Genomic DNA, 21,526 nt, shown 5'->3' on the forward strand with positions numbered 1-21,526 from the left:
CCTTTTTCATCTCTTGTTGGCTCATTTTTCATCTTTTTCCTCAATAAGGCGTGCAAATTCTGCCAAAAAGCGTACAAAATGTTTCTTTTAATATATACCATGTTAGAATAAAAGCCTATTGTCCCGAAAGGAAGCACAAATCATGAGCAAAAAAGACCCCCCCATGACAAAGCTTCAGGGAAATTCTTGCCGTTTTTCTTCTTTTTTATTTGGAACTTTATGTATTTGTTTTTTTCTTCTCTTCAGTGCATTAGGTATATGGCAAGTACAACGGTTAAACTGGAAAACAAATCTTATCACCAGTACCAATCAGCGCATTCATTTACCCCCCATAAAAGCCCCTCCAAAAAATCAATGGTCAGATGTTACTTTTGAAAAATATGAATATCAACCTGTTATTATCACAGGAAAATTTTTAACAGATAAAAATATTTTAGTCACTGCTGCCGCTCAAAATACTACAGGCTATTGGGTTTTGACTCCCTTACAAACTGCTGATAATATACTGATCTTTATCAACCGTGGCTTTATCCCTATGGATGAACGTAACAATTTTCAAAACACAGAGCAATCGCATACAAATGCCTTATCTCAGCAAAATTCTACCACGGACACAGAACAAACAACGATTATAGGTTTATTACGCATGAGTGAAAAAAATGGATTTTTCCCGCGTAAAAATAATCCTGACAAAAATTTATGGTATACGCGCGATCTCCCCGCTATGGCACAAAAACTTGGTTTGTCCACTGTTGCCCCTTATTTCATTGATGCCAGAAAAACATCTCCACAAGCAAAACTTCCCGTCGTTGGTCTTACGATTATCCATTTTCGAAATAATCATCTCGTTTATGCAATCACGTGGTTTATTTTAGCTGCTGGTGTGTTAGGAGGTTTTCTTTTTCTGCTACGGCAAAAAAACTAAAAAAATACCTCTTCCATCTCAAGTAACAAAAATTTTTAGAATCTTGAAAACTGATAAAGAGAATAAAATCTACCAACTTGCGCCTTTGTTAAATAAAGATCATAGGCATACAATAGATCTTTATACCATCCACAAAAGATTTACGCGACACTCTTTAAAAAATCATCATAAAACGAGGGTTTATTCATTAAAAATGTAATGCCCAAAAATGTGAAGCAATGCATTATCTCCACTCTATAAAAAATTCACTCTTAAAAAACATTGTCATAAACGCTTTTGAAAAATATAAAGTTAAATTTAAAAATGATAGGAAAGATGAGCACTCATTTTTGCCTTTATAATTTTATATTCTTGCTTCATTAGATTATTTCCCATTTCAGAGATTACTCCAATTGATATACGCAATACTTTCGCCTTCATCTAGTATAAAGGCTAATATAGCAGAGAACATACGGATGCATTTTTTGTTTCAAAACTGCTATGAAGATGAGATATTGAGTTATAAGCAACAAAAAAATATTTAATGTCTCAATGAGACTTTTATACCTATCACCACACCTCAAATGAGAGGTTTTTACAGGATAATAGAAAAAGGTGAATCATCCTATATTCTAAAAAGACAGTTTATCCTTTCAGTGTATTTTGCTAAAGGCTTATGCTATAAACGTATAAGCGTGTTTTACTAGAATTTTAACTCTTTCATTTTTAAGGCTTCTGTTATGGGTGTTGTTGCCAAAAATTTTCCCATACCTGATCTTCATCGGGTTCGTCGTGTTCTCTTTTCTGTGTCTGATAAAACGGGTGTGGTTGCTTTTGCACAAGCCCTTCATGCTACTTACAATGTTGAATTAATTTCAACAGGAGGAACAGCAAAAACCCTCATAGCAGCTGGTTTACCCGTAAAAGATGTTGCTGAAGTTACCGGATTTCCTGAAATAATGGATGGGCGTGTAAAAACACTCCATCCTTTGATTCATGGTGCTTTGTTAGGGGTAAGAGAAGATCCTAACCATAGGGAAGCTATGGAAAAGAACAGCATTCATGGAATTGATCTTTTAGTGGTGAATCTTTACCCTTTTGAAGAGACGATCCTTTCGGGAGCTGATGGGCAAACGACTCTTGAAAATATTGATATCGGTGGACCGGCGATGATTCGCGCTGCGGCAAAAAATTATGCTTATACCGGTGTTGTAACAGCGATAAAAGATTATGATTCGATTCTAGCTGAATTAAAGCAGCATAATGGATGTTTAAGCTTATCTATGCGTCATCAGCTAGCAATGCGCGCTTATGCACACACCGCTGCCTATGATACGGCAATAGCATCGTGGTTTGCACGGGATTTAAAAATTGAAACTCCATCATGGCAGAGTTTTTCCGGTCATCTTGAAAGTGTTATGCGCTATGGGGAAAATCCACATCAACAGGCAGCATTTTATCGCAATAATGAAAAACGTTTTGGTATTGCAACAGCAAAACTTTTACAAGGCAAAGCGCTTTCTTATAACAATCTGAATGATACAGATGCAGCCTTTGAACTTGTGGCAGAATTTGATCCGCAAAAAACCGCTGCTGTCGCTCTTATTAAACATGCCAATCCTTGTGGTGTTGCGGAAGGAGAAAATTTGAAAGACGCTTATTTGAAAGCTCTTATGTGTGATAATGTATCGGCATTTGGTGGAATTGTTGCTTTAAATCAAACCCTTGATGAGGAATGTGCTGAAGAAATTGTTAAAATTTTCACAGAAGTGATTATTGCTCCTGATGCCACAATGGCGGCACGTGAAATTATTGCCAAGAAAAAAAATCTTCGTTTGCTCATTACAGGTGGAGTTCCTGATCCACGCTGTGGAGGACTTCTTGCGAAAACACTTGCAGGAGGCATTTTAGTACAATCACGTGATAACGTGGTAGTCGATGATCTTAAATTGCAAGTAGTGACAAAGCGGGCACCAACTCAAGATGAAATGCGTGATCTTCAATTTGCTTTTCGTGTAGCAAAGCACGTTAAATCAAATGCTATTGTGTACGCGAAAAATAGCGCAACAGTTGGAATTGGAGCCGGACAAATGAGCCGCATCGATTCAGCAAAAATTGCTGCAAGTAAAGCAGCAGAAAGTGCGCAAAGAGCAGGCTTAACAGAAACTCTCACAAAAGGATCTGTTGTTGCATCAGATGCATTTTTTCCTTTTGCTGATGGTTTATTAGCAGCAGCTGAAGCAGGAGCAACAGCAGTTATTCAACCAGGAGGCTCCATGCGTGATGAAGAAGTTATCGCCGCTGCTGATGCACAGGGGTTAGCGATGGTTTTTACAGGAACACGTCACTTCCGCCATTAATAATTTTGCTGCTTTTCTTTTCGTATGAGACAAATGTTTCAAGGAATTTTTCATAATTATCGTATGACTATTGATAACTGTTGAAATGGAAGCAGTTATTCAATCCAAAGAAGCTACACGTGAAGAAGTTTATCACCGCAGAAAATGCACATAATTTAGCCATTGGTTAGGGATAAGATGTTCTTGTTGATATTTTTAATGGTTACCCTTTCGCATGAGGAAAATGTTAAAGGGACATTATCTTGTATGTAGATGCATACCTGCTATGATATTATAACACAACTCTTTTTAGTAATATACTCTATTCTTAAACTAAAGAGTGTAATGAAAAGTTTGAGTAGGGGATATGAATATTCTACGTTTTTATAGTAATTGGCGCCGTTATCGTCGAACCGTTAATGCGTTAAGTCGTCTTTCAACATATGAACTTAGTGATCTTGGAATTTGTCGAGGTGATATTGATTCAATTGCACGACGTTATTCGCGTAAATCTTTATGAAAATTGTTTAAGATATTTGAGAGAATGCTTTGCTATAAAAAAGCGCGCATTTTGTGGTTTGTTATTATAACTTCATTTTTAGTATAATAACAAAGAGCAGAAGAGTTATTTTTCTCGGCCATTGTTATGTATTGTTTCTCGAATTTTCAATGCTTCTGTGATGTACAACATTTGATTTGTAATAATAATTTAGCGTTATTCATATTAAATTAGAACCCCGAATACCGTAAAATTCTTCCATTTCAAATCTGTGTATGTTGAATCAACCAAAACCATTCGCCTGCACGTTACAAGCGCGGGGAGAGCTGTATGGATAAAAGCTATTAAGAAAAGGCTAAAAATGCCTCTTATGAACTATCTCTAGTGCCAAGAGCTTGTTACAAACATTGGGCACTGATCAATAGTGTGATAGTGCCGAACTGCTCCTTCATAAGCATAAAGATGGGGGGGGCTTAATGGATTTACCGTTATACCCATCACGGGCATCGTCGCAAAATAGCTTGGAAGCGTTAAGGAATTTTTCTTTAAAATAAGTTCGTGAATATACAATACAATAGCGCTCTGTTTTTCGTGAAGAACGTAATCCTATTAATGCAACTCTCTCAGAGAGAAATATTGATCCCAACAGCACACTTAAAAATTTATCGAAGATAAGAACGACTTAATTTTCTCTCTATATCTTTAAAGGATCAAAATCCTTAACTAGTACTCATCTGTCAACAATGGTCTTTCAAAAACCTTTTTTTCTGAAGCCAATTCCTTTAGCATCACCTCATGAGATTCTATGAGCAAACCTTGCCTAAAAACATCCAACCCATACTCCCAAAAAATGCTTCGTGTATAAAATTGATATGATCTTCAAATTTTGAGAATATTACCACAATAAACAATAATGTTTTGCGACACGCAAAATAAAACGCAATATACTATGGGTTGGAACAATGTTCTAATTTTTTATTAAACGCTTTACGGATAAAACGCCAACGAACTTTTTCCTGAAATGCAGGACGAAAATATAAAACAATCTGTTGTGTCCGTTGTGGACCTGTTAATTCTGCAAAATCAATCGAATCTTCAAGACAAATATCTGCGTCAGGCGATATAAAATACCATATTTGTTCACTCTTCACGTTCTCGTTCTTTACGGCTAAACACACACGTTTGCCATCATAGTTAACTTCAACTTGTGGATGAAGATGAAACCGAACAGCAACATAATTTTGTTCATTTTGCACACTCTTGTGTCTCTTTCTCCCTTTATTTGGCATAAAAAAGCGATCAAAACCTTCGATCGTATCTCCATTTGTCGCCAAAATAAGACCACGCTCATGAATAAGATTAAAGGGTCGCACATAACCATTATGACTCGCAATAAAACCTGTCTTCTCTGAATCCTCTATACGGCACACTTGAACATCTGTTGGTCCATCAAACAAAAATGGCGCGCCATTTTTCTTTTTATGATAAAAAGCACCCACTGAACAATCATTAAGCGTAGCTGTTGAATGTGCTGCAGTAACACGCCCTAAATGTCGATACTCTTCCCGCCCATCAGGATTAACACCGGCATTGATAATAAAACGGTGCCCTTGTGAAGACATTTCAAAAGACAAACACCCCGAACAAGCCTGCTGTGCTACAGAGCGAGGTGGAAACTTTCCTGTATCTGCAAGCACTGTTGTTTGATTGGCTTTTAAGCGCTGAAATCCTGAATAACGGGCATAACTAAAAGGATGTCCTCCTGTTTCATCAAGCTCCAAAAGTGATGATAACCGTTCCGATACAAGGGGACCAACCCCATTAAAATGGGCCAACGTTTGATCCTCATGGATAAAGAATCGTAAAGCTGGCAACATACGCTCAACAGAATCAATCAAAATACGGGGTGCTGTTTCATTGCTACGCATAAAAAGATGCCGTAACGACAATAAATCCGATAACAAATTCAGCAAAATAACAGGACTACGGGAAATATGCCCACCATCAACTAGGATTTGACGGGAAAGCTCCTCTATAAGTGTGGTTTGTACCTTTTTTTTCACTGCCGCTGAAACAGGCAAAGCAAGAGATGCGAATGTCAAAGCCACTGCTGCTTGTAAACGTTGATCATTGTGCTCCATACTACAAACTGTTACGCGCAAATAACGAAATTGCAAACCAAGTGCACGTAAAAAGCGTTTTTCAAACCGTTCACTTGCCCCTTCTAACAACATTTTCGAATGACAAATCCATGAAATCAAGCGCCGCGCCACAACAGGATCACTCCAAGCAAGCCCTTTTACCTTCTTACCAGCATGGTCAAACCAGTCTTCTAAAAGAGAGCGTGCATGTGCAGAAGCTAAATCACTTCCTGCTGCCTCCATATGGCGCAACCAATGAAAATCATGTAGAGCCGCTTCCCATTCTAGCGTTGGTGGAACCAATGAAAACGGCGAAACAGCACCAGAATGAACAATGTGACCAGCAAAAGCAAAACGACCATGATAAAATTCATGCGCCATCATCGGATCAGCTACATGCAAATCCATGGGATGCGCTAAAATTTTATGAGGACGAAACCCTGAAAATCGCCAACGAAACAATGGTCCAACCCATAAACGCCGCATAACATTCTGTATCGTATCGATACAGGCTGCCACTTTTACCTGAGGAGCTTTTACCGCAACCACCAAAATTTCATCTCCATTTATGCTGAATCAAATACAATTTCGACCATTTTTGTAAATGAAGCGTTAATTAAGCAATTTTTCGTAAGCGCGCAGCAAAAAAACCATCCATTCCTAAAAATACGGTTTTCTCAGCATCAAAATTTTTATGACAAAAATCCGCAGGCGTTGTCCGTAACATCCCCCCACAAAGCAAATGTTCCAGTGCTCCCATTTCCTCTGGATAAATAGGGTCTAAAACAATGTCATTGCGTATCGATAAAATTTTCTCAATAAGATCTTCACCTTCTTCTCTTGCCAATGAACAATTGGAAAAAACAATCCGCCCCCCCTCCTTTACCAAGGCAATTGCAGCGACAAGCAACTCATATTGCAACGCTGCTAACTTGATGATATCCTCCCTCGACTTCGTCCATAAAATATCTGGATGACGACGGATTGTTCCTGTAGAAGAACAAGGAGCATCAAGAAGAACCGCATCAAAAAGCTGTGTTGAATGGAAATTTTTCACATCGCCCTGCCAAATATGAACTGAAAAATGAAGCCGCTCCATATTTTCTTTTAAACGCTTTATGCGGTTAGCAGAAAGCTCAATTGCTGTCACTTCTGCCCCCTGCAAAGCCAATTGTGCTGTTTTCCCCCCAGGGCTTGCACAAAGATCAGCAACGCGTTTACCCCGAATATTCCCAAGTAAACAAGCAGGCAAGGCTGCGGCAAAATCTTGAACCCACCAAGCTCCTTCACAATAGCCTGGTAAATCAGAAACAGAACACTCCAGACGATTCAATCGAACAGAGCCATTAGGCAACACAACACCGCCAAGTCTTTCAGCCCATCCACCACTATCAGATTTCACTGTCAAATCGAAAGGAGGTTCCACACTTTGAATTGCGATAATCTGATGTACCTTTTCTGTTCCATAAGCTGATATTAAAAGCTGTCCAAACCACGCTGGCACACCTTCAATGGTAGGAACTTGTTGGCGTAAAGGCTCTGCCTCACGTGCAACATTGCGCAAAAGAGCATTCACCACCCCTGAAAAACGGCGCATTCGAGGATCAAGTTTCGCCACACGCACAGCTAAATCAATAGCCGCATGATCGGGAATATCAAGATAAAGAATTTGTGCAACACTGATATGCAAAAGATGCTGAAGTGAAAGTGCTTGTGAAGGCAAAGGACGCGCCAAAAAGCGTGAGAGAGCCGCCATAATCTGCCCTCGATGACGCAATGAAGCTGTTAAAATAGCCCGACATAACAAACGATCTCGTTGTGAAAGCTTCAAATATTGTGGATGTCCGTGTTCATTATCCGTCAAACCAGACAGAGGCGTGTACTTATCAACTACCGCTCCCAAAAGACGCACACACACCTGTCGAACAGCTAATCCTGGAACATTTTTTTCAGACACATGCCCCGCTTTTTTGTGTTTCAAAACACCACCTTTATATCACAGTTTTCTCAAGAGCTCTCTCAATAATTCTATGAACGAGATCTTTTTGAATTTTCATAACGAAGCCAAGAAGGACGTTTTGTAACACGCTGAAAAGAACTGTTTTCTTGCTCACCTAATGCATGAGCCTGACCACTATGAAAATCTCCATAGTTCATCCCGCTGCTTTTTTCATGTATAGCGTCTTCTTTATTCCATCCCACACTTTTGGCAAGAGCCCCTTTCATCTCTTCTGCTTGCTGATAAAGAGCAGCGATACGATTTGCAGTTGCTGGATGTGTCGAAAAAAGACTATCCGCTCCCTCACCGCTCAAAGGATTAATAATAAACAGATGCGCGGTTGCTGGATTATGCTCTGCTTCTTCATTATATACCCCACGTCCTCCATCAGCAATCTTACGCAATGCCGAAGCCAACCATAAAGGATTACCACATATTTCAGCCCCTCTACGATCCGCAGCATATTCCCGTGTACGGCTAATCGCCATTTGCACCAGCATCGCTGCAAAAGGCGCCACGAGCAATGCAATAAATCCTCCAATTGCCCCAGCGCCATGAGAATCTTCTGAAGAATTACGCTGTCCTCCCATAAAGAAAGCAAAATTACCAAGCATCGAAATTGCCCCTGCAATCGTTGCGGTTAGAGTCATTGTTAACGTATCACGATGCTCAATATGTGCGAGCTCATGCGCCATAACGCCGGCAATTTCCTCAGCGCTTAACCGCTCTAACAACCCAGTACTTGCAGCAACAGCTGCATTTTGCGGATTACGTCCCGTCGCAAAAGCATTTGGCTGTGCATTCTCAATAACATAAACCTTTGGTTGAGGAAGAGAAGCTTTTTTAGCTAAATCGCTTACAATCTTATAATAAACTGGTGCTGAATGCTGATCAACTTCACGCGCCCCGTACATGCGTAAAACGATTTTATCTGAATTCCAATAAGAAAAAAAGTTTAAACCACTTGCCATCAAAAGAGCAATGACCATGCCACCGCCCCCTCCAACAAGATAACCAACTCCCATAAAGAGAGCAGTTAAAAAAGCCAAAAGCATAGCTGTACGCATTATATTCATTACTCAAAAAACTCCATGATAAAAGTCAATCAATACTATATGATGGTGTTTTCTTTCTGCTTCTTCAATGGAATAGGTGTAAAATGAATAAAAAAGATGAGAAAACAAGCAAAAAAAATGCAACTGTCGTTAAACAGCAATCTCTTTCTCCCGCAGCACAACGCGCCCTTAAAGAAGCTGAAGAAAGACGAAAACGCGCAGCAAAAAAGGAACAACCTTTAGAAAACGGCGGACGCGGCGGCAAAGACCCTTCCCGCTATGGAGACTGGGAAATTAAAGGCCGCGCCATTGATTTTTAAAACCATTGATTTAAAAAAAAACGGCGCAATTTAAACAAGCAGCTTTTTAATGAAAATCCGTTTTTGATAGACAAAAACGGATAATATTTATTTTTCTAAAGCTTTTAAAAACACGTTGATTAAACAACCATGCTTCTTATGCTGTAGCAGATTCTGCTTCAGCCGCTGCAGCTGCTTCTTCTGCCGCTTGCTTTGCTGCTGCTATACGTTCTTGTGCTTTTTTACCCGGTTCACCTTTATGTGGATTATTACGAGTTGGACGCTTTTTCAAGCCAGCTGCATCTAAAAACCGTAAAACGCGATCTGTTGGTTGAGCCCCTTGCCCAAGCCAATATTGGATACGTTCTTCATTAAGTTTCACCCTCGGTCCATCTTTAGGCAACATTGGATCCCATGCACCAACACGTTCAAGAAACCGCCCATCGCGCGGACTACGAACATCTGCAACGACGATATGATAGTAAGGACGTTTTTTTGAACCTCCACGGGACAAACGAATTTTCAATGCCATATTTTATCTCCTATTGTCAGCTCTGGCTTTCGTTTAAATTGACTTTTTTGTTTTTTGCTCTTCAGCAATAACTTCATGATGACTCACAACTTCTTTAATAATAAATTTTAAAAATCTTTCAGCAAAATCAGGATCAAGATGACTATCTATAGCCAATTGCCGCAAACGCGCTACCTGATATTGCTCACGCAGAGGATCTACTTTAGGCAAATCATAACGGGCTTTTAAGCGCCCAACAGCTTTCGTACAACGAAACCGCTCTGCTAAGATATGAATCAAGGTTGCATCAAAATTATCAATGGATGCTCGTAAATGTGCCAATTCGTTTAATACTGTTTCCTGCATTATATTCCTTTCCCTCTTTACATCTTATTTTTTCTTAGGATGCTGAGGAAAATTTCCCCCATCGACAATGCCATTGGAAAGACCAGGAAATGTAGGTCCACGCTTAGGAAGTCCGGGCAAGAGCTTCCCTCCATTACCATTTTCAATTTGCTTTTGAAGCATTGAGAATTGCTTTGGATCCAATCCCGACAAATCCGGTATAGCTGGAGAATCCCCTCCCAAGTTTCCCACACCACCAAAACCCATTTTGGAACCAAGGCCTCCCAACATTTTTCCCATAAAACCACTTTTTCCTTTACCACCCATGGCTTTCATCATATCAGCCATTTGGCGATACATCTTCAAAAGTTTATTAATATCAGCCGCTGTCGTACCAGACCCCTTAGCAATTCGTTGTTTGCGGCTATGTTTTAAAAGCTCTGGATTCGCCCGCTCTTTGGGTGTCATAGATGAAATAATGGCCAATTGACGATCAAACAAACGATCATCAAACCCCGCAGCCGCAATCTGCTCTTTGACCTTCCCCATTCCTGGCAACATGCCCATAATACCGCCCATTCCACCCAGTTTTTTCATTTTCTGCAACTGTTCTGCAAGATCATTCAGATCAAATTTTCCGGCTTGCATTTTTTTTGCAAAAGCAGCAGCTTTCTCGTGATCCATTGTTTCAGCAGCTTTTTCAACCAAAGAGACAATATCCCCCATTCCGAGAATACGATCAGCAATACGACTGGGATGAAATTCTTCTAAAGCATCTATTTTTTCACCAGTTCCAATTGCTTTAATTGGTTTACCTGTAACAGCACGCATAGAAAGAGCAGCGCCACCACGCCCATCACTATCCATCCGTGTTAAAATAATCCCCGTAATCCCGACACGCTCATCAAAAGAACGAGCAAGATGAACGGCATCTTGCCCCGTCAAACTATCAGCCACCAACATAATCTCATGAGGAAGGGAACATGCTTTAATTTCAGCCAATTCGAGCATCAAAGCTTCATCAATATGATTACGTCCTGCTGTGTCAAGAAGAAGCACGTCATAACCACCCAATTTAGCAGCCTGTACGGCACGTGATGCAATATCAACGGGCAGCTGACCCGCAATAATAGGCAAGCTTGCAAGTTTTGCCTGTTCTCCCAATTGGCGCAATTGCTCCTGTGCAGCGGGACGGCGTGTATCTAATGACGCCATGAGAACTTTTTTATTGTGCTTATCAGTAAAACGTTTTGCAAGCTTTGCTGTTGTGGTTGTTTTTCCCGAACCTTGCAAACCAGTCATCATGATAACAACTGGAGCTGGTGCATTTAAATCACTCAGAACGCTTTCACTTCCAAGAATATGAACCAATTCATCATGAACAATTTTAACCACCATTTGGCCTGGTTTAATTGATTTAACGATTTCGGCCCCAACAGCTTTTTCCCGAACTCTATCGGTAAAAGAGCGCACAACATCAAGAGCAACATCAGCTTCCAATAAAGCGCGACGAATTTCACGCAGCGCCTCTACAACATCCTGATCCGATAAAGCGCCACGTCCCGTCAAATGAGACAGGATAGAACCAAGTCGCTCTTGCAAGGATTCAAACATCATTTACCTCATTGTTGCATAACAAACAAACCAAAATAGCATCCGAGAACGCATCGCGCCGTCGGATGTTGACCTCTGAGATCTCTTTATACCCTTAAACTGGGGTCTCAGTCGGTGGCTCCAAGTTAATTTTGTCACTGAAAGCTTGCTCCTTCAAACAATAAAACCCCAGCTTTGTCAAGTTTTATCATAAAATATCTTTTTATACGAAGAAATAAAAACAACAAATACTATACTTCAAAACTTTCAACTTCAACACGCATAAAACAACCTGTTTCCTGTTCCATGCTCCATAATTTTCCGCTAGAGATATCAAACCAAACACCATGCAATGTCAAAAAACCTTGATCTTTGCGAAGCTTTATCCACGGAAACGTCTCTAAATTTCTCAACGAATGGCGAATAGAAAGCTGCTCTAATGCCGTCTGTTTTTCTGGCCAAGACAACGACTTATTATTCAAAACGATTTCTGCTGCTGGTGCTAAGAGACTTATCCATTGACCGATAAAATCATTTGATAATAAAGATTTATATGTCTCATTAAGAGCAGTACGAATGCCTCCACAATGGGCATGACCAAAAACGACAATATGTCTCACCTCAAGCAATTGCACAGCATATTCAAGAGCTGCTGATGTTGCGTGATATTGGTCATCAGGAGAAAAAGGAGGAACCACATTCGCCACGTTGCGCAGGGTGAAAATTTCCCCTGGCTTAGCATCAAAAATCATTTCTGGTACTGCACGCGAATCACAACAAGCAATGACCAAAACTTCAGGTTTCTGCCCCTCAATCGCCAATTGCTGATAATCTGCTATTTTATATAAAAAATGATTGTTTATAAAGTTTTGGTAACCACTTAAAAGTCTTTCTGGTAAATGCGCCATTCTCTCTTTACTTTTGCTTCTTTTTTTACTTTCATTTTGTATATTTTAAAAAACAAACTATTAACATACAAAAATACTAAAAGTGCCCTTTCCTTGAAGCAAAATATTTCTTTAAAGTACAAAATATTACTAAAAAATAGCAAAAACAAACTCATTCTTTCCAAATAAAGAGCTATTTTCTTTAGAAAGAAGGTGTTACAGTATATAAAAAATATAATGGTCTGCTTTTAATAAAGACCCCTTAAGAGCAAAAAGGGAGAGTGAATGTGTTGCAACAAAAAAAAACAGAGACAAAAAACACCCAAGATAAAATAGAACAAATCCTTTTTGCCCAAACCGATAAAGAAGATATTGCTTATTACGAAAATGAAGAACTTCAAAAAGCCACAGCCATCGCGGTAAAAGCTTTTAATCTCCATCAGACGGGAAAAAATACCATCTGCTTTGAGCAAAATTTAACCCGCAGTAACAGACCTATAACCGTTATCACGCTTGTCAATGATAACAAACCCTTCCTTCTGGATTCTATTTTAAATGTTTTTAATCAACACAAAAACCATATCTATTTGATTGCACACCCCATTATTGATTGTGCTTCTGGAAAACGCATCAGTCTGATGCAAATTCACATCGAGTCATTAAACAAACAGCAAATACAAAAACTTGAAAATGAACTCACCTTAGTTCTTGAACAGGTTAATGCTGCTGTACAAGACTGGAAACCTATGCTTGAAGAAGTTGAAAAGCAGATTCATGCCTACCAAATAAGTCTTCCCCCACACTACAAACAAGAAGGCGAAAAAGCTATTGAATTTCTTCACTGGCTAATGGATGATAATTTCATTTTCCTTGGTATGCGCACTTACAACTTCATCAAAGACCAAAAACCCCTAAAATCCTTTACAGCGAGTAATATTGAGCTTGGTATACTCACGGATGCTTCTATTCATATTGTTGACGATAAAAGCATGAAAGAACCTCCTCAAGAAGTTTTATCCTTCATGGAAAGCGATAATCTGTTTATCGTGACAAAAGCGAACAGCCGCTCCAAAATTCACCGTTCTGTTTGGCTCGATTATATTGGTCTTAAAATCTTTGATAAAGAAAACCAACTCTGTGGAGAATTACGCATTGTAGGGCTTTTTACCTCCTCAGCTTATACACGTTCTATTTTGCAAATTCCTTTCTTAAAAGAAAAAGCCCGAACTATTATTCAACGTCTTGGACACAATCACGCCGATTATTCAGGTAAAGCACTCATCAGTGCTTTAGAAACCTATCCAAGAGATGAAATGTTTCGCTCTGATGTTGATACATTGACAGAAAACACTAAGCTTATTCTACAATTAGATGAGCGCCCACGTTTACGAGTTCTTGCCCACACTGATTCTTTTGGACGCTTTGTTTCTATCCTTGTCTACGTACCGCGTGACCAATATAGCAGCAGCCTGCGTGAAAAAGTTGGCGAACATTTTGTTGAGCTTTATAAAGGTGACTTTTTTGAATCTTATCCGCTATTTTTGGAAAGCACCCTTATACGTGTCTATTATATCATCCATCGCAAAGGAAACGAAACTGTTCCCCTTCATGAGCGCTCCACACTTGAACAACATGTACGTTCGATTGCACGAAGTTGGGAAGACAGGGTTCAAGCCATCGCTCTTAACAAGAAAATAACAGAGCAACAAACACGTCTAGCCAGTGAATTCCCCAACAGCTATCGTGATTTATTTTCAGCTGAAGACGCTATTAACGATGCCGGACATATTCTAAGTCTTCATGATGAAAAGCCCCTTTTCGTGATCTTTTATCACGCACAAAACAAAGAAAAACAGTGCATTTCTCTTCGGCTTTTTCACCGCCATGAAGCACTTGCCCTTTCCAAACGTGTACCACTCCTTGAAAACATGGGGTTTCGCGTTATTGCTGAACAAACCCTTGAATTACCAGATGGCAATGGGCGCTCTGTGTATCTTCATGATATGCAGCTAGAAAGTACTTTCCAACACTGTATCGATTTTGAAAAAGACGGTCAAAAACACGCCGAAACCTTTGAAGCCATTTGGGCACAAAATGCTGATAATGACGGCTTTAATGCTCTCACCCAAACAGCTGAGCTTGATTGGCATGAAATTGTTATTTTGCGCCATTATGGGCGCTATCTCCAACAAGCTGGAATTCCTTATTCGCAAGATCGCGTTGCCCAAACTTTAAATGCTTATCCTGACATTACCCAAGATCTTTATGCTTTATTTCATTTAAGATTTCATCAAAGCCATACAGAAAAAGAACGGGAAAAAAACCAACAAGTCATTCAAAAGCGCATTGAAGAAAAATTACGGAAAGTCTCTGGTTTAGATGATGATCTCATTTTACGCCGTTATTGTAACCTTATCGAGGCGAGTTTACGAACGAATGCCTTTACGCCTCTTCCTGATGGAAGTCCACGGCGTATTTTAGCCACCAAATTAAATCCGCGCCAGATTGAAGGTTTGCCTGAACCGCGCCCTTACCGAGAAATTTTTGTTTATGGACCAGAAGTTGAAGGGGTCCATTTGCGTTTTGGACCTATCGCTCGTGGCGGAATTCGTTGGTCTGACCGTGCATTAGATTATCGCACCGAAGTGCTTAGCTTAGTCAAAGCCCAACAAGTTAAAAATGCGGTTATCGTTCCTGCAGGTGCAAAAGGTGGATTCTATCCCCATCGGCTTCCCCAAACAAATGACCGTGCTGTCATCATAGAAGCAGCACGACAAGCTTATACAGACTTTATAACAGCTTTGCTCTCCATTACAGACAATCTGATTAACGGCAAAATAAGTTCTCCCCACAATGTCATCTGTCATGATGACCCTGACCCCTATTTTGTTGTTGCGGCAGACAAAGGAACAGCAACTTTTTCTGATACAGCCAACGCCATCAGCCAAGCAAACCACTTTTGGCTTGATGATGCTTTTGCCTCTGGAGGCTCAGCAGGTTACGACCACAAAGACATTGCTATTACAGCTAAAGGTGCATGGGAAGCCGTCAAAAGACATTTTAGAGAGTCATTTAATCACGATATTCAAACAACGCCCTTCACCTGTGTCGGTGTTGGAGACATGTCTGGTGATGTTTTTGGCAATGGGATGCTGCTTTCCAAACAAACAAAATTGATTGCCGCTTTTGATCACCGCGATATCTTTATTGATCCAGATCCGAACATAGACGAAAGCTATGTAGAGCGTACGCGTCTCTTCAAACTGCCTCGCTCAAGCTGGCAGGATTACGATAAAACCAAATTATCAAAGGGCGGTGGCATCTTCTCACGAAAAGAAAAAACCATTACTCTCTCACCTGAAGCAGCACAAGCCATTGGTTTCGAAAAACAAACAGGAACACCCTTTGAAATTATCTCTGCTCTTCTCAAAGCCCCTGTTGATCTTTTATGGTTCGGTGGCATTGGTACTTATATCCGTGCTGCAACAGAAAACGATGCCCAAGTAGGTGATCGAGCAAATGATGCAATACGCATTACCGGAGAACAAGTGCGTGCAAAAATTATTGGTGAAGGAGCTAATCTTGGTGTTACACAACGTGGACGGATTGAATATGTCTTAAATGGTGGTCGATGCAATACGGATGCCATTGACAATTCTGCTGGTGTGAATTGTTCTGATATTGAGGTCAATCTCAAAATTGTTCTTGCATCAGCACTACGTGCCAAAACGTTAACCCGCGAAGATCGCAATAAGCTCTTGAAAAAAATGACGCCTCAAGTCGAGCAACTCGTCTTGCGCAACAATTATCTACAACCCCTTGCGCTTTCTTTGGCGGAAAACCAAAGCACTACTGATTTGCCCTATCAAATACGCTTTATGCACGATTTGGAACAAAAAAAGCTTCTAGATCGCAGAGTTGAAATACTCCCTGATGAGCAAATTTTACGACAAAGAACAACCCAAGGCAAAGGTCTTCTCCGTCCAGAACTCGCCGTTATTTTTGCCTATGCTAAATTGACCTTAAAAGAAGAAATTGCTAATAGCCCCATTGTTGATGATCACTATTTCAATACAGCCCTGCTGAACTATTTTCCAACCCAAATTCAAGAAAATTTTAAGAAGGAAGTTATTAACCATCAATTGCGTCGTAATATTATCGCAACGCTGATTGCCAACGATATTGTAAATCGTGGAGGCCCCACTTTTGTTAATAGACTACACGATGCAACAGAACAAAAGACTGAAAATATTATTCGCGTTTTTATTGCCATCCGCGATGGTTTCGAAATTCCTCAATTGTCTGAGCAAATTGATAAGCTTGATAATAAAATACCCGGTCTTGTCCAAAATAAATTCTACGCAACAATGACCCCAATGCTCTTTGAAACAACCAATTGGGGTTTGCATAACATAGATCTCTCACGTCCATTAGAAGAAATTGTAAAAACAATAAAGCAAGCCCGTAGCATTATTGAAAAAGAGCTTATGCATTCTCACGACAACGATATTAAGCAAAAGATTGAAGAAAAAGCATTACACTACAGCGAAGAGGGAGCACCAAAAGCATTAGCGAAACAATTAGCTCTCTTGGAAGCTGCTTCAACAATCTGTGATATTTCTTTAATTGCAAAAAAAAGCAACAGTGATCTTATTAAAACCGCAGAGATCTACTTTTCACTTGCGCAAATCATTCGTATAAACCGTATTAACGAAGCAATTCGTATAATCCCTGTAGTAGATTATTATGATAGTATGGCTTTAAGCCAAGCCAAAGAAAATGTTTCTGAAAGCTTTCGGCAAATCGTTATGAAAATTCTCAAAAATTATGGAAAGAAAAAAGATCCTTTTGACACTTGGAAAAAAACAGAAGAAGATCATATTCACAACATTACAAACCGCATTAGCGCCCTTATTGAAAATGATCTCAATATTTCTCGTTTTACTTTTGCAGCAGGATTGATTTCTCAGCTTCAAAATATTGGCTTTCAAACCTAAAGTAAATACAAAATGACCCACTCAATCTCCCGTTCTATCCCACCACCACAACAAACTAACAAAAATAGAGAGCGGGAGTTTGCATTTTTAGGCAAGGTTCCAAAAATAAAAATCTCGCTATCTATCATAATAGAATTGTTTGCAACAATTTCAAAAAAACAACAGGATTGATTTTTCACCCTAAAACATAAACTTTCAGACTTAAAAGCAGTACAAAACAGCTAAGCTTTTGCTCTGTTCTATCCATCCGTGACTAATCAGCAAGGGAAGAACGGAAACCCTATCCCGCATTTTTAGACAGAACACTCAAAATAAAAAATAAATTCAAATTTTACTGTCAAATATCCTTCATCATAAAAATATAATATATTGATTTACAATCATAATTTTATCATTTTTATGATAACTGATATTCTAAATTTGTCTCATTTAAAATCTATTTATATTCAATTAATTAACCCCATTTCCCCTTGCATATTGCAAATGGGAAAGCCGAATAGATAAAAACAGTAAAGAAAGGACTAAAAATGCCCCTCATAAACCGCCTCAAGTGCCAAAAGCTGCAGTAACATTGGGAGTTAGCAAATATAATATGATGATGTTTTCCCCTAGCTTGTTACTCCGTAACCGAAAAGATGATGGTGCTTAATGGCTTTATCCTTATACCATTCATAGGCGACATCGTGAAATAAGAAGCACTGAGAAATATTGTTTTAATAAATACGTAAATATGCAATACAAATATATTCTGTTTTACGTGGAAGACATATGGCTTCATTAAAAAATATCAGAAATAAAAGGATAAGCTTAATCCATTATTTAAAAGATATAACTATAACTGCTTTTGAAATGCGTAAAATCGAATAAAAAATGACAGTAAAGATGGATGTTGATTTTCCCCTTTACAACTTCATATCTTCCTCCAACTAGGCTATTTACTTGTTTTAAGAGGTTACACCCAAACAGATATATGCAATATGCTCATTCCATATATAAAGAAAAAGGTTCCTAACAAGTACCACACCACCTGTATAAAAAGGCAATTCAGCATACTTTAAAATGCCACTTTTTCCATAGAAACACTGTTGCTATATGTAGTTTGACATAAGATTTTGTACTAAGTGAAAAGAGGTTGGACGAGTTAGGAGTAAGTGGTAATTTTTTATTTTTATAGCTATTTTTTTACCATTAAATACGCATTTTGTTAAAATAGATTTTGACACTCTAAAATTGCAAAAAAGTGTGAAAATCAGAAAAAGTCGAAATTTGATAGTAAAGATGAAAAAAGGCTTTGGTACAACACCTAAAGTGGAGCAAGACGACCAAGTTTTAAAAATCCCAGTTTTACCCACCCATTGTTAATGAGCAAAGAAAGAACGGGAGCGCCGTCCGCATTTTTAGGCAAAGCACTCAAAATAAAAAATAACGCTTGAAGATTATTGGCTTGCGTGGGAAATAAGCGCTGCAGAGTGTCAAGAAGCTTCATGGACTGAATAAGGACAAGTTCAAATTTTGCTGTCAAATATCCTTCATCATCAAAAGAAAAAGGTCCACTAATACGCACTGCACCACCTGTATGAAAAGTCAATTCACCTTGCTTTAAAAGTCCACTTTTTCCATACAGTCGCTGTTTCCAATTTTTTTCTTCATCTTCAGACAAAAAAGAAATGTCATTTAAAATCCATTTCAAATTGCCATCAATTTTAGGAATATCAACAAAAGAAGATTTTAAAAAAGGAGAAGCATCAAAACCGTCAAAAGTTATATGTCCCGATAAATCATTCTTTTCATGTTTTAGATCAAAACGCAAAAATTCTGCCGTTATTTTTGGGGAAGCTTCTTTTGGCTCTAACGGCTGAATAATCACGTTATGCGTATTTTGCAAAGATGCCGGATCTTCAATATTTTCTTGTGTCGTTTTTTTATCTATCGTTTGTGCTCTTAATGCTTCTTGAAGCTTTTGATCTTCAGGGGAAGAGGAAAAAGATGAAATCTCAAGCCCTTCAGCTATAAACTTCAATGTTTTACCCGTTTTCCAATAAGGCTCTGTTTCAATCACCAAATTGCGCCAATGCGATACTATGGGAGTTTTTCCGGAAAAAACAATTAATGCAGGAGAATGAACATTAAACTCGACCAAATGAGGTGCGTAAATTGGTGCACCAGCTGTCAAACGCCCCGTCGATAAAGAAAACCCATGTAAAGGCCAAGAAAATTGAAACTTGTCACAAACAACACCGACACGTAAAGGATAACCATCCTTGTGCACATTCTCACATACCGCCGCCATATTATGGGAAGATACTTTTGTGAATATATCAGAAACATAGTCTTCTATTTTACGTGAAAAAAAAACCAGAGTGCGCTATAAATAAATATCAGAGCAAAACAAAAGAGCCCACAAATTAAATAACTCAAAGAAAAACTTTTTTGTGATGATGGTATTTGAAAGGATTTAGACAATATTCAAACTTTCTTTATCTCTTAACTTCCTCCCCACCCTAAAAAGGATAAAGATTCCCANTTTTTGTGATGATGGTATTTGAAAGGATTTAGACAATATTCAAACTTTCTTTATCTCTTAACTTCCTCCCCACCCTAAAAAGGATAAAGATTCCCAACCACATTCAGTTTATACACAATCCAACTTCTTAATCGATCGGATTTTATCTACTGATCACTTCAAGAAGTCCCTATACATCATTCTAAAGTACAGTATCTCATAAGCTTAATAAACAAGATTTTCTTAAAAAAAAACCCATTACACCCTTTAACAAAAAACACCTCATGTGTAAAGTTTTACATAGATTTTCTACCTCTGCCTTAAACCATACTGTTTTACAGCACAACAAAAATGATAATGAATAGTGTCTCTTAACGATAAAGCCATTGAGCTCCCCCATCTTTACGCTTATGGAGGAGCCAAGCCAGCACCATCATTATATTTGGCTAGCCTCCAAATGTTGCGACAACCCTTGACACTTAAAACAGTTCATAAGAAGCATTTTTAGTCTTTTCTTATACAGTTTTTGCCCACACGCCAGCCCTACTTGTGACATGCAAGCAAGAAGTTTTTATTGAATCAACATATACAGGTTTGGAATGAAAAAACTTTACTATATTCGGGGTTCTCATTCAATATACAAAACCGTGAATTACCTATATAAATCAATTCGTTGTCAACAATCACACAAGTACGGGCGGTGTACAAAAAATCTGGTGTAATGCGCTTTCAAACCATTGGCTCAAAGCTCGATCATAGATTAAACGACCTTTCAAATGTGCACAAGCAGGTTGAGCACCTTTTTCAGTCAATTTATGTGCCGAACGCACGACCAAACGCCGCATCATAGCGCGTGTAAATTCAGCATGGAACTGCAAGCCCCATGCATTGTTTCCATAACGAAAAGCTTGTGTAGGATATGTATTCCCTGTTGCCAAAAGCATTGCCTCTTTCGGTAAATCATAAATACCTTCATCATGGAAATGGTAGACCATCTCTGGCCAATTCATCAATTCCTTCCCTTGTGGGGTTGCTTCTAGTGGATACCAGCCGACTTCAACAGTCCCATCACTTCTTGTACCAACGCGCCCCCCTAGATTTCGCGCTAACATTTGTGCTCCAAGACAAATACCCAAAAAAGGCTTATTTTCCTTTAGTGATAACGAAATCCAATCAATTTCCTCACCAATATAGGCTTCGCTGTCATTCACACTCATCGGTCCCCCTAAAATAACAACGCCGGCATAATGCTCTAATGTATCAGGGAGTTTTTGTCCAAAAATAGGACGATAAATATCAAGAACAAAACCATTTTGTTGTAAAAATTTTCCCAACCGACCAGTATAGGTAGAGCGCCGATGAATAACGACAGCAATCCTTGGTTTGTTATTTTTTTGTTTTTTATCAAGACATCTCTGATTTAAAAACATTTTTTAACCAATCACCTCTGCTAC

The 21,526-nt window shown here is 39.0% G+C and carries 13 protein-coding genes and 2 pseudogenes; 5 read left to right on the top strand and 10 right to left on the bottom strand.

Annotated features, from left to right (window positions below):
* Nucleotides 1–142: 142 nt before the first annotated feature.
* The 3 genes from ACFIMS_RS00840 to ACFIMS_RS00850 all read left to right on the top strand — a co-directional run bounded on the left by ACFIMS_RS00840 (nucleotide 143) and on the right by ACFIMS_RS00850 (nucleotide 3,763).
* Nucleotides 143–925, top strand: coding sequence for an SURF1 family protein (locus ACFIMS_RS00840; RefSeq protein ID WP_375612234.1), 783 nt, complete (start codon nucleotides 143–145; stop codon nucleotides 923–925).
* 719 nt (nucleotides 926–1,644) lie between these two features.
* Nucleotides 1,645–3,264 (top strand): bifunctional phosphoribosylaminoimidazolecarboxamide formyltransferase/IMP cyclohydrolase, encoded by a 1,620-nt coding sequence (purH, locus tag ACFIMS_RS00845; RefSeq protein WP_375638442.1) that lies wholly within the window; start codon nucleotides 1,645–1,647, stop codon nucleotides 3,262–3,264.
* Nucleotides 3,265–3,610: 346 nt separating this feature from the next.
* Entirely contained in the window at nucleotides 3,611–3,763 is a 153-nt protein-coding gene (locus ACFIMS_RS00850) for a DUF1127 domain-containing protein (RefSeq protein ID WP_273790070.1), read from the top strand.
* A gap of 926 nt (nucleotides 3,764–4,689) precedes the next feature.
* Here ACFIMS_RS00850 and ACFIMS_RS00855 read toward each other — a convergent pair.
* The 3 genes from ACFIMS_RS00855 to htpX form a co-directional block, all read right to left on the bottom strand.
* Nucleotides 4,690–6,435 (bottom strand): heparinase II/III family protein, encoded by a 1,746-nt coding sequence (locus ACFIMS_RS00855; RefSeq protein WP_375696290.1) that lies wholly within the window; start codon nucleotides 6,433–6,435, stop codon nucleotides 4,690–4,692.
* 64 nt (nucleotides 6,436–6,499) lie between these two features.
* Nucleotides 6,500–7,864, bottom strand: a complete 1,365-nt coding sequence (locus ACFIMS_RS00860; RefSeq protein ID WP_375696291.1) for an RsmB/NOP family class I SAM-dependent RNA methyltransferase — start codon at nucleotides 7,862–7,864, stop codon at nucleotides 6,500–6,502.
* 47 nt (nucleotides 7,865–7,911) lie between these two features.
* The gene (gene htpX, locus ACFIMS_RS00865) at nucleotides 7,912–8,958 is read right to left on the bottom strand and encodes a zinc metalloprotease HtpX (RefSeq protein ID WP_375638440.1); all 1,047 of its coding nucleotides are present in this window, start codon (nucleotides 8,956–8,958) and stop codon (nucleotides 7,912–7,914) included.
* An 83-nt stretch (nucleotides 8,959–9,041) separates the two neighbouring features.
* Here htpX and ACFIMS_RS00870 point away from each other — a divergent pair, with 83 nt between their 5' ends.
* Nucleotides 9,042–9,257: a DUF1674 domain-containing protein gene (locus ACFIMS_RS00870; protein WP_273790074.1), complete on the top strand. Its 216-nt coding sequence runs from the start codon at nucleotides 9,042–9,044 to the stop codon at nucleotides 9,255–9,257.
* 136 nt (nucleotides 9,258–9,393) lie between these two features.
* Here ACFIMS_RS00870 and rpsP read toward each other — a convergent pair whose 3' ends face one another.
* The 4 genes and pseudogenes from rpsP to ACFIMS_RS00890 form a co-directional block, all read right to left on the bottom strand.
* Nucleotides 9,394–9,768, bottom strand: coding sequence for a 30S ribosomal protein S16 (gene rpsP / locus ACFIMS_RS00875; RefSeq protein WP_375612227.1), 375 nt, complete (start codon nucleotides 9,766–9,768; stop codon nucleotides 9,394–9,396).
* Between the two features lie 16 nt (nucleotides 9,769–9,784).
* Nucleotides 9,785–10,113, bottom strand: a pseudogene (locus ACFIMS_RS00880) (chorismate mutase).
* A 24-nt stretch (nucleotides 10,114–10,137) separates the two neighbouring features.
* Nucleotides 10,138–11,706 carry a signal recognition particle protein gene (ffh, locus tag ACFIMS_RS00885; protein WP_375696299.1) on the bottom strand — a complete coding sequence of 523 codons (1,569 nt, stop codon included), beginning with the start codon at nucleotides 11,704–11,706 and terminating at the stop codon, nucleotides 10,138–10,140.
* 230 nt (nucleotides 11,707–11,936) lie between these two features.
* On the bottom strand, nucleotides 11,937–12,593 hold the full coding sequence (locus tag ACFIMS_RS00890; protein WP_375612226.1) for a carbonic anhydrase: 657 nt from the start codon (nucleotides 12,591–12,593) through the stop codon (nucleotides 11,937–11,939).
* A gap of 266 nt (nucleotides 12,594–12,859) precedes the next feature.
* Here ACFIMS_RS00890 and ACFIMS_RS00895 point away from each other — a divergent pair, with 266 nt between their 5' ends.
* Complete coding sequence (locus ACFIMS_RS00895; RefSeq protein ID WP_375696292.1) at nucleotides 12,860–17,569, top strand: NAD-glutamate dehydrogenase; 4,710 nt, start codon at nucleotides 12,860–12,862, stop codon at nucleotides 17,567–17,569.
* A 1,303-nt stretch (nucleotides 17,570–18,872) separates the two neighbouring features.
* Here the strand turns inward: ACFIMS_RS00895 and ACFIMS_RS00900 are convergent.
* The 3 genes and pseudogenes from ACFIMS_RS00900 to ACFIMS_RS00910 form a co-directional block, all read right to left on the bottom strand.
* Nucleotides 18,873–19,859 (bottom strand): DUF2125 domain-containing protein, encoded by a 987-nt coding sequence (locus ACFIMS_RS00900; RefSeq protein WP_375696293.1) that lies wholly within the window; start codon nucleotides 19,857–19,859, stop codon nucleotides 18,873–18,875.
* Nucleotides 19,860–20,446: 587 nt separating this feature from the next.
* A pseudogene (locus ACFIMS_RS00905) lies at nucleotides 20,447–20,551 on the bottom strand (DUF4102 domain-containing protein); the annotation flags it as partial.
* 204 nt (nucleotides 20,552–20,755) lie between these two features.
* On the bottom strand, nucleotides 20,756–21,502 hold the full coding sequence (locus tag ACFIMS_RS00910) for a glutamine amidotransferase (protein ID WP_375606037.1): 747 nt from the start codon (nucleotides 21,500–21,502) through the stop codon (nucleotides 20,756–20,758).
* Nucleotides 21,503–21,526 lie beyond the last annotated feature (24 nt).

The organism is Bartonella sp. AP331QHHD (genome assembly GCF_042195905.1).
Classification (GTDB): Bacteria; Pseudomonadota; Alphaproteobacteria; order Rhizobiales; family Rhizobiaceae; genus Bartonella.

What these genes read in the sequence shown, in the direction of transcription:
- ACFIMS_RS00840 (WP_375612234.1), top strand. Translation starts at nt 143, where the DNA reads ATGAGCAAAAAAGACCCCCCCATGACAAAGCTTCAGGGAAATTCTTGC.
- purH (WP_375638442.1), top strand. Translation starts at nt 1,645, where the DNA reads ATGGGTGTTGTTGCCAAAAATTTTCCCATACCTGATCTTCATCGGGTT.
- ACFIMS_RS00850 (WP_273790070.1), top strand. Translation starts at nt 3,611, where the DNA reads ATGAATATTCTACGTTTTTATAGTAATTGGCGCCGTTATCGTCGAACC.
- htpX (WP_375638440.1), bottom strand. Translation starts at nt 8,958, where the DNA reads ATGAATATAATGCGTACAGCTATGCTTTTGGCTTTTTTAACTGCTCTC.
- ACFIMS_RS00870 (WP_273790074.1), top strand. Translation starts at nt 9,042, where the DNA reads ATGAATAAAAAAGATGAGAAAACAAGCAAAAAAAATGCAACTGTCGTT.
- rpsP (WP_375612227.1), bottom strand. Translation starts at nt 9,768, where the DNA reads ATGGCATTGAAAATTCGTTTGTCCCGTGGAGGTTCAAAAAAACGTCCT.
- ffh (WP_375696299.1), bottom strand. Translation starts at nt 11,706, where the DNA reads ATGTTTGAATCCTTGCAAGAGCGACTTGGTTCTATCCTGTCTCATTTG.
- ACFIMS_RS00890 (WP_375612226.1), bottom strand. Translation starts at nt 12,593, where the DNA reads ATGGCGCATTTACCAGAAAGACTTTTAAGTGGTTACCAAAACTTTATA.
- ACFIMS_RS00900 (WP_375696293.1), bottom strand. Translation starts at nt 19,859, where the DNA reads ATGGCGGCGGTATGTGAGAATGTGCACAAGGATGGTTATCCTTTACGT.
- ACFIMS_RS00910 (WP_375606037.1), bottom strand. Translation starts at nt 21,502, where the DNA reads ATGTTTTTAAATCAGAGATGTCTTGATAAAAAACAAAAAAATAACAAA.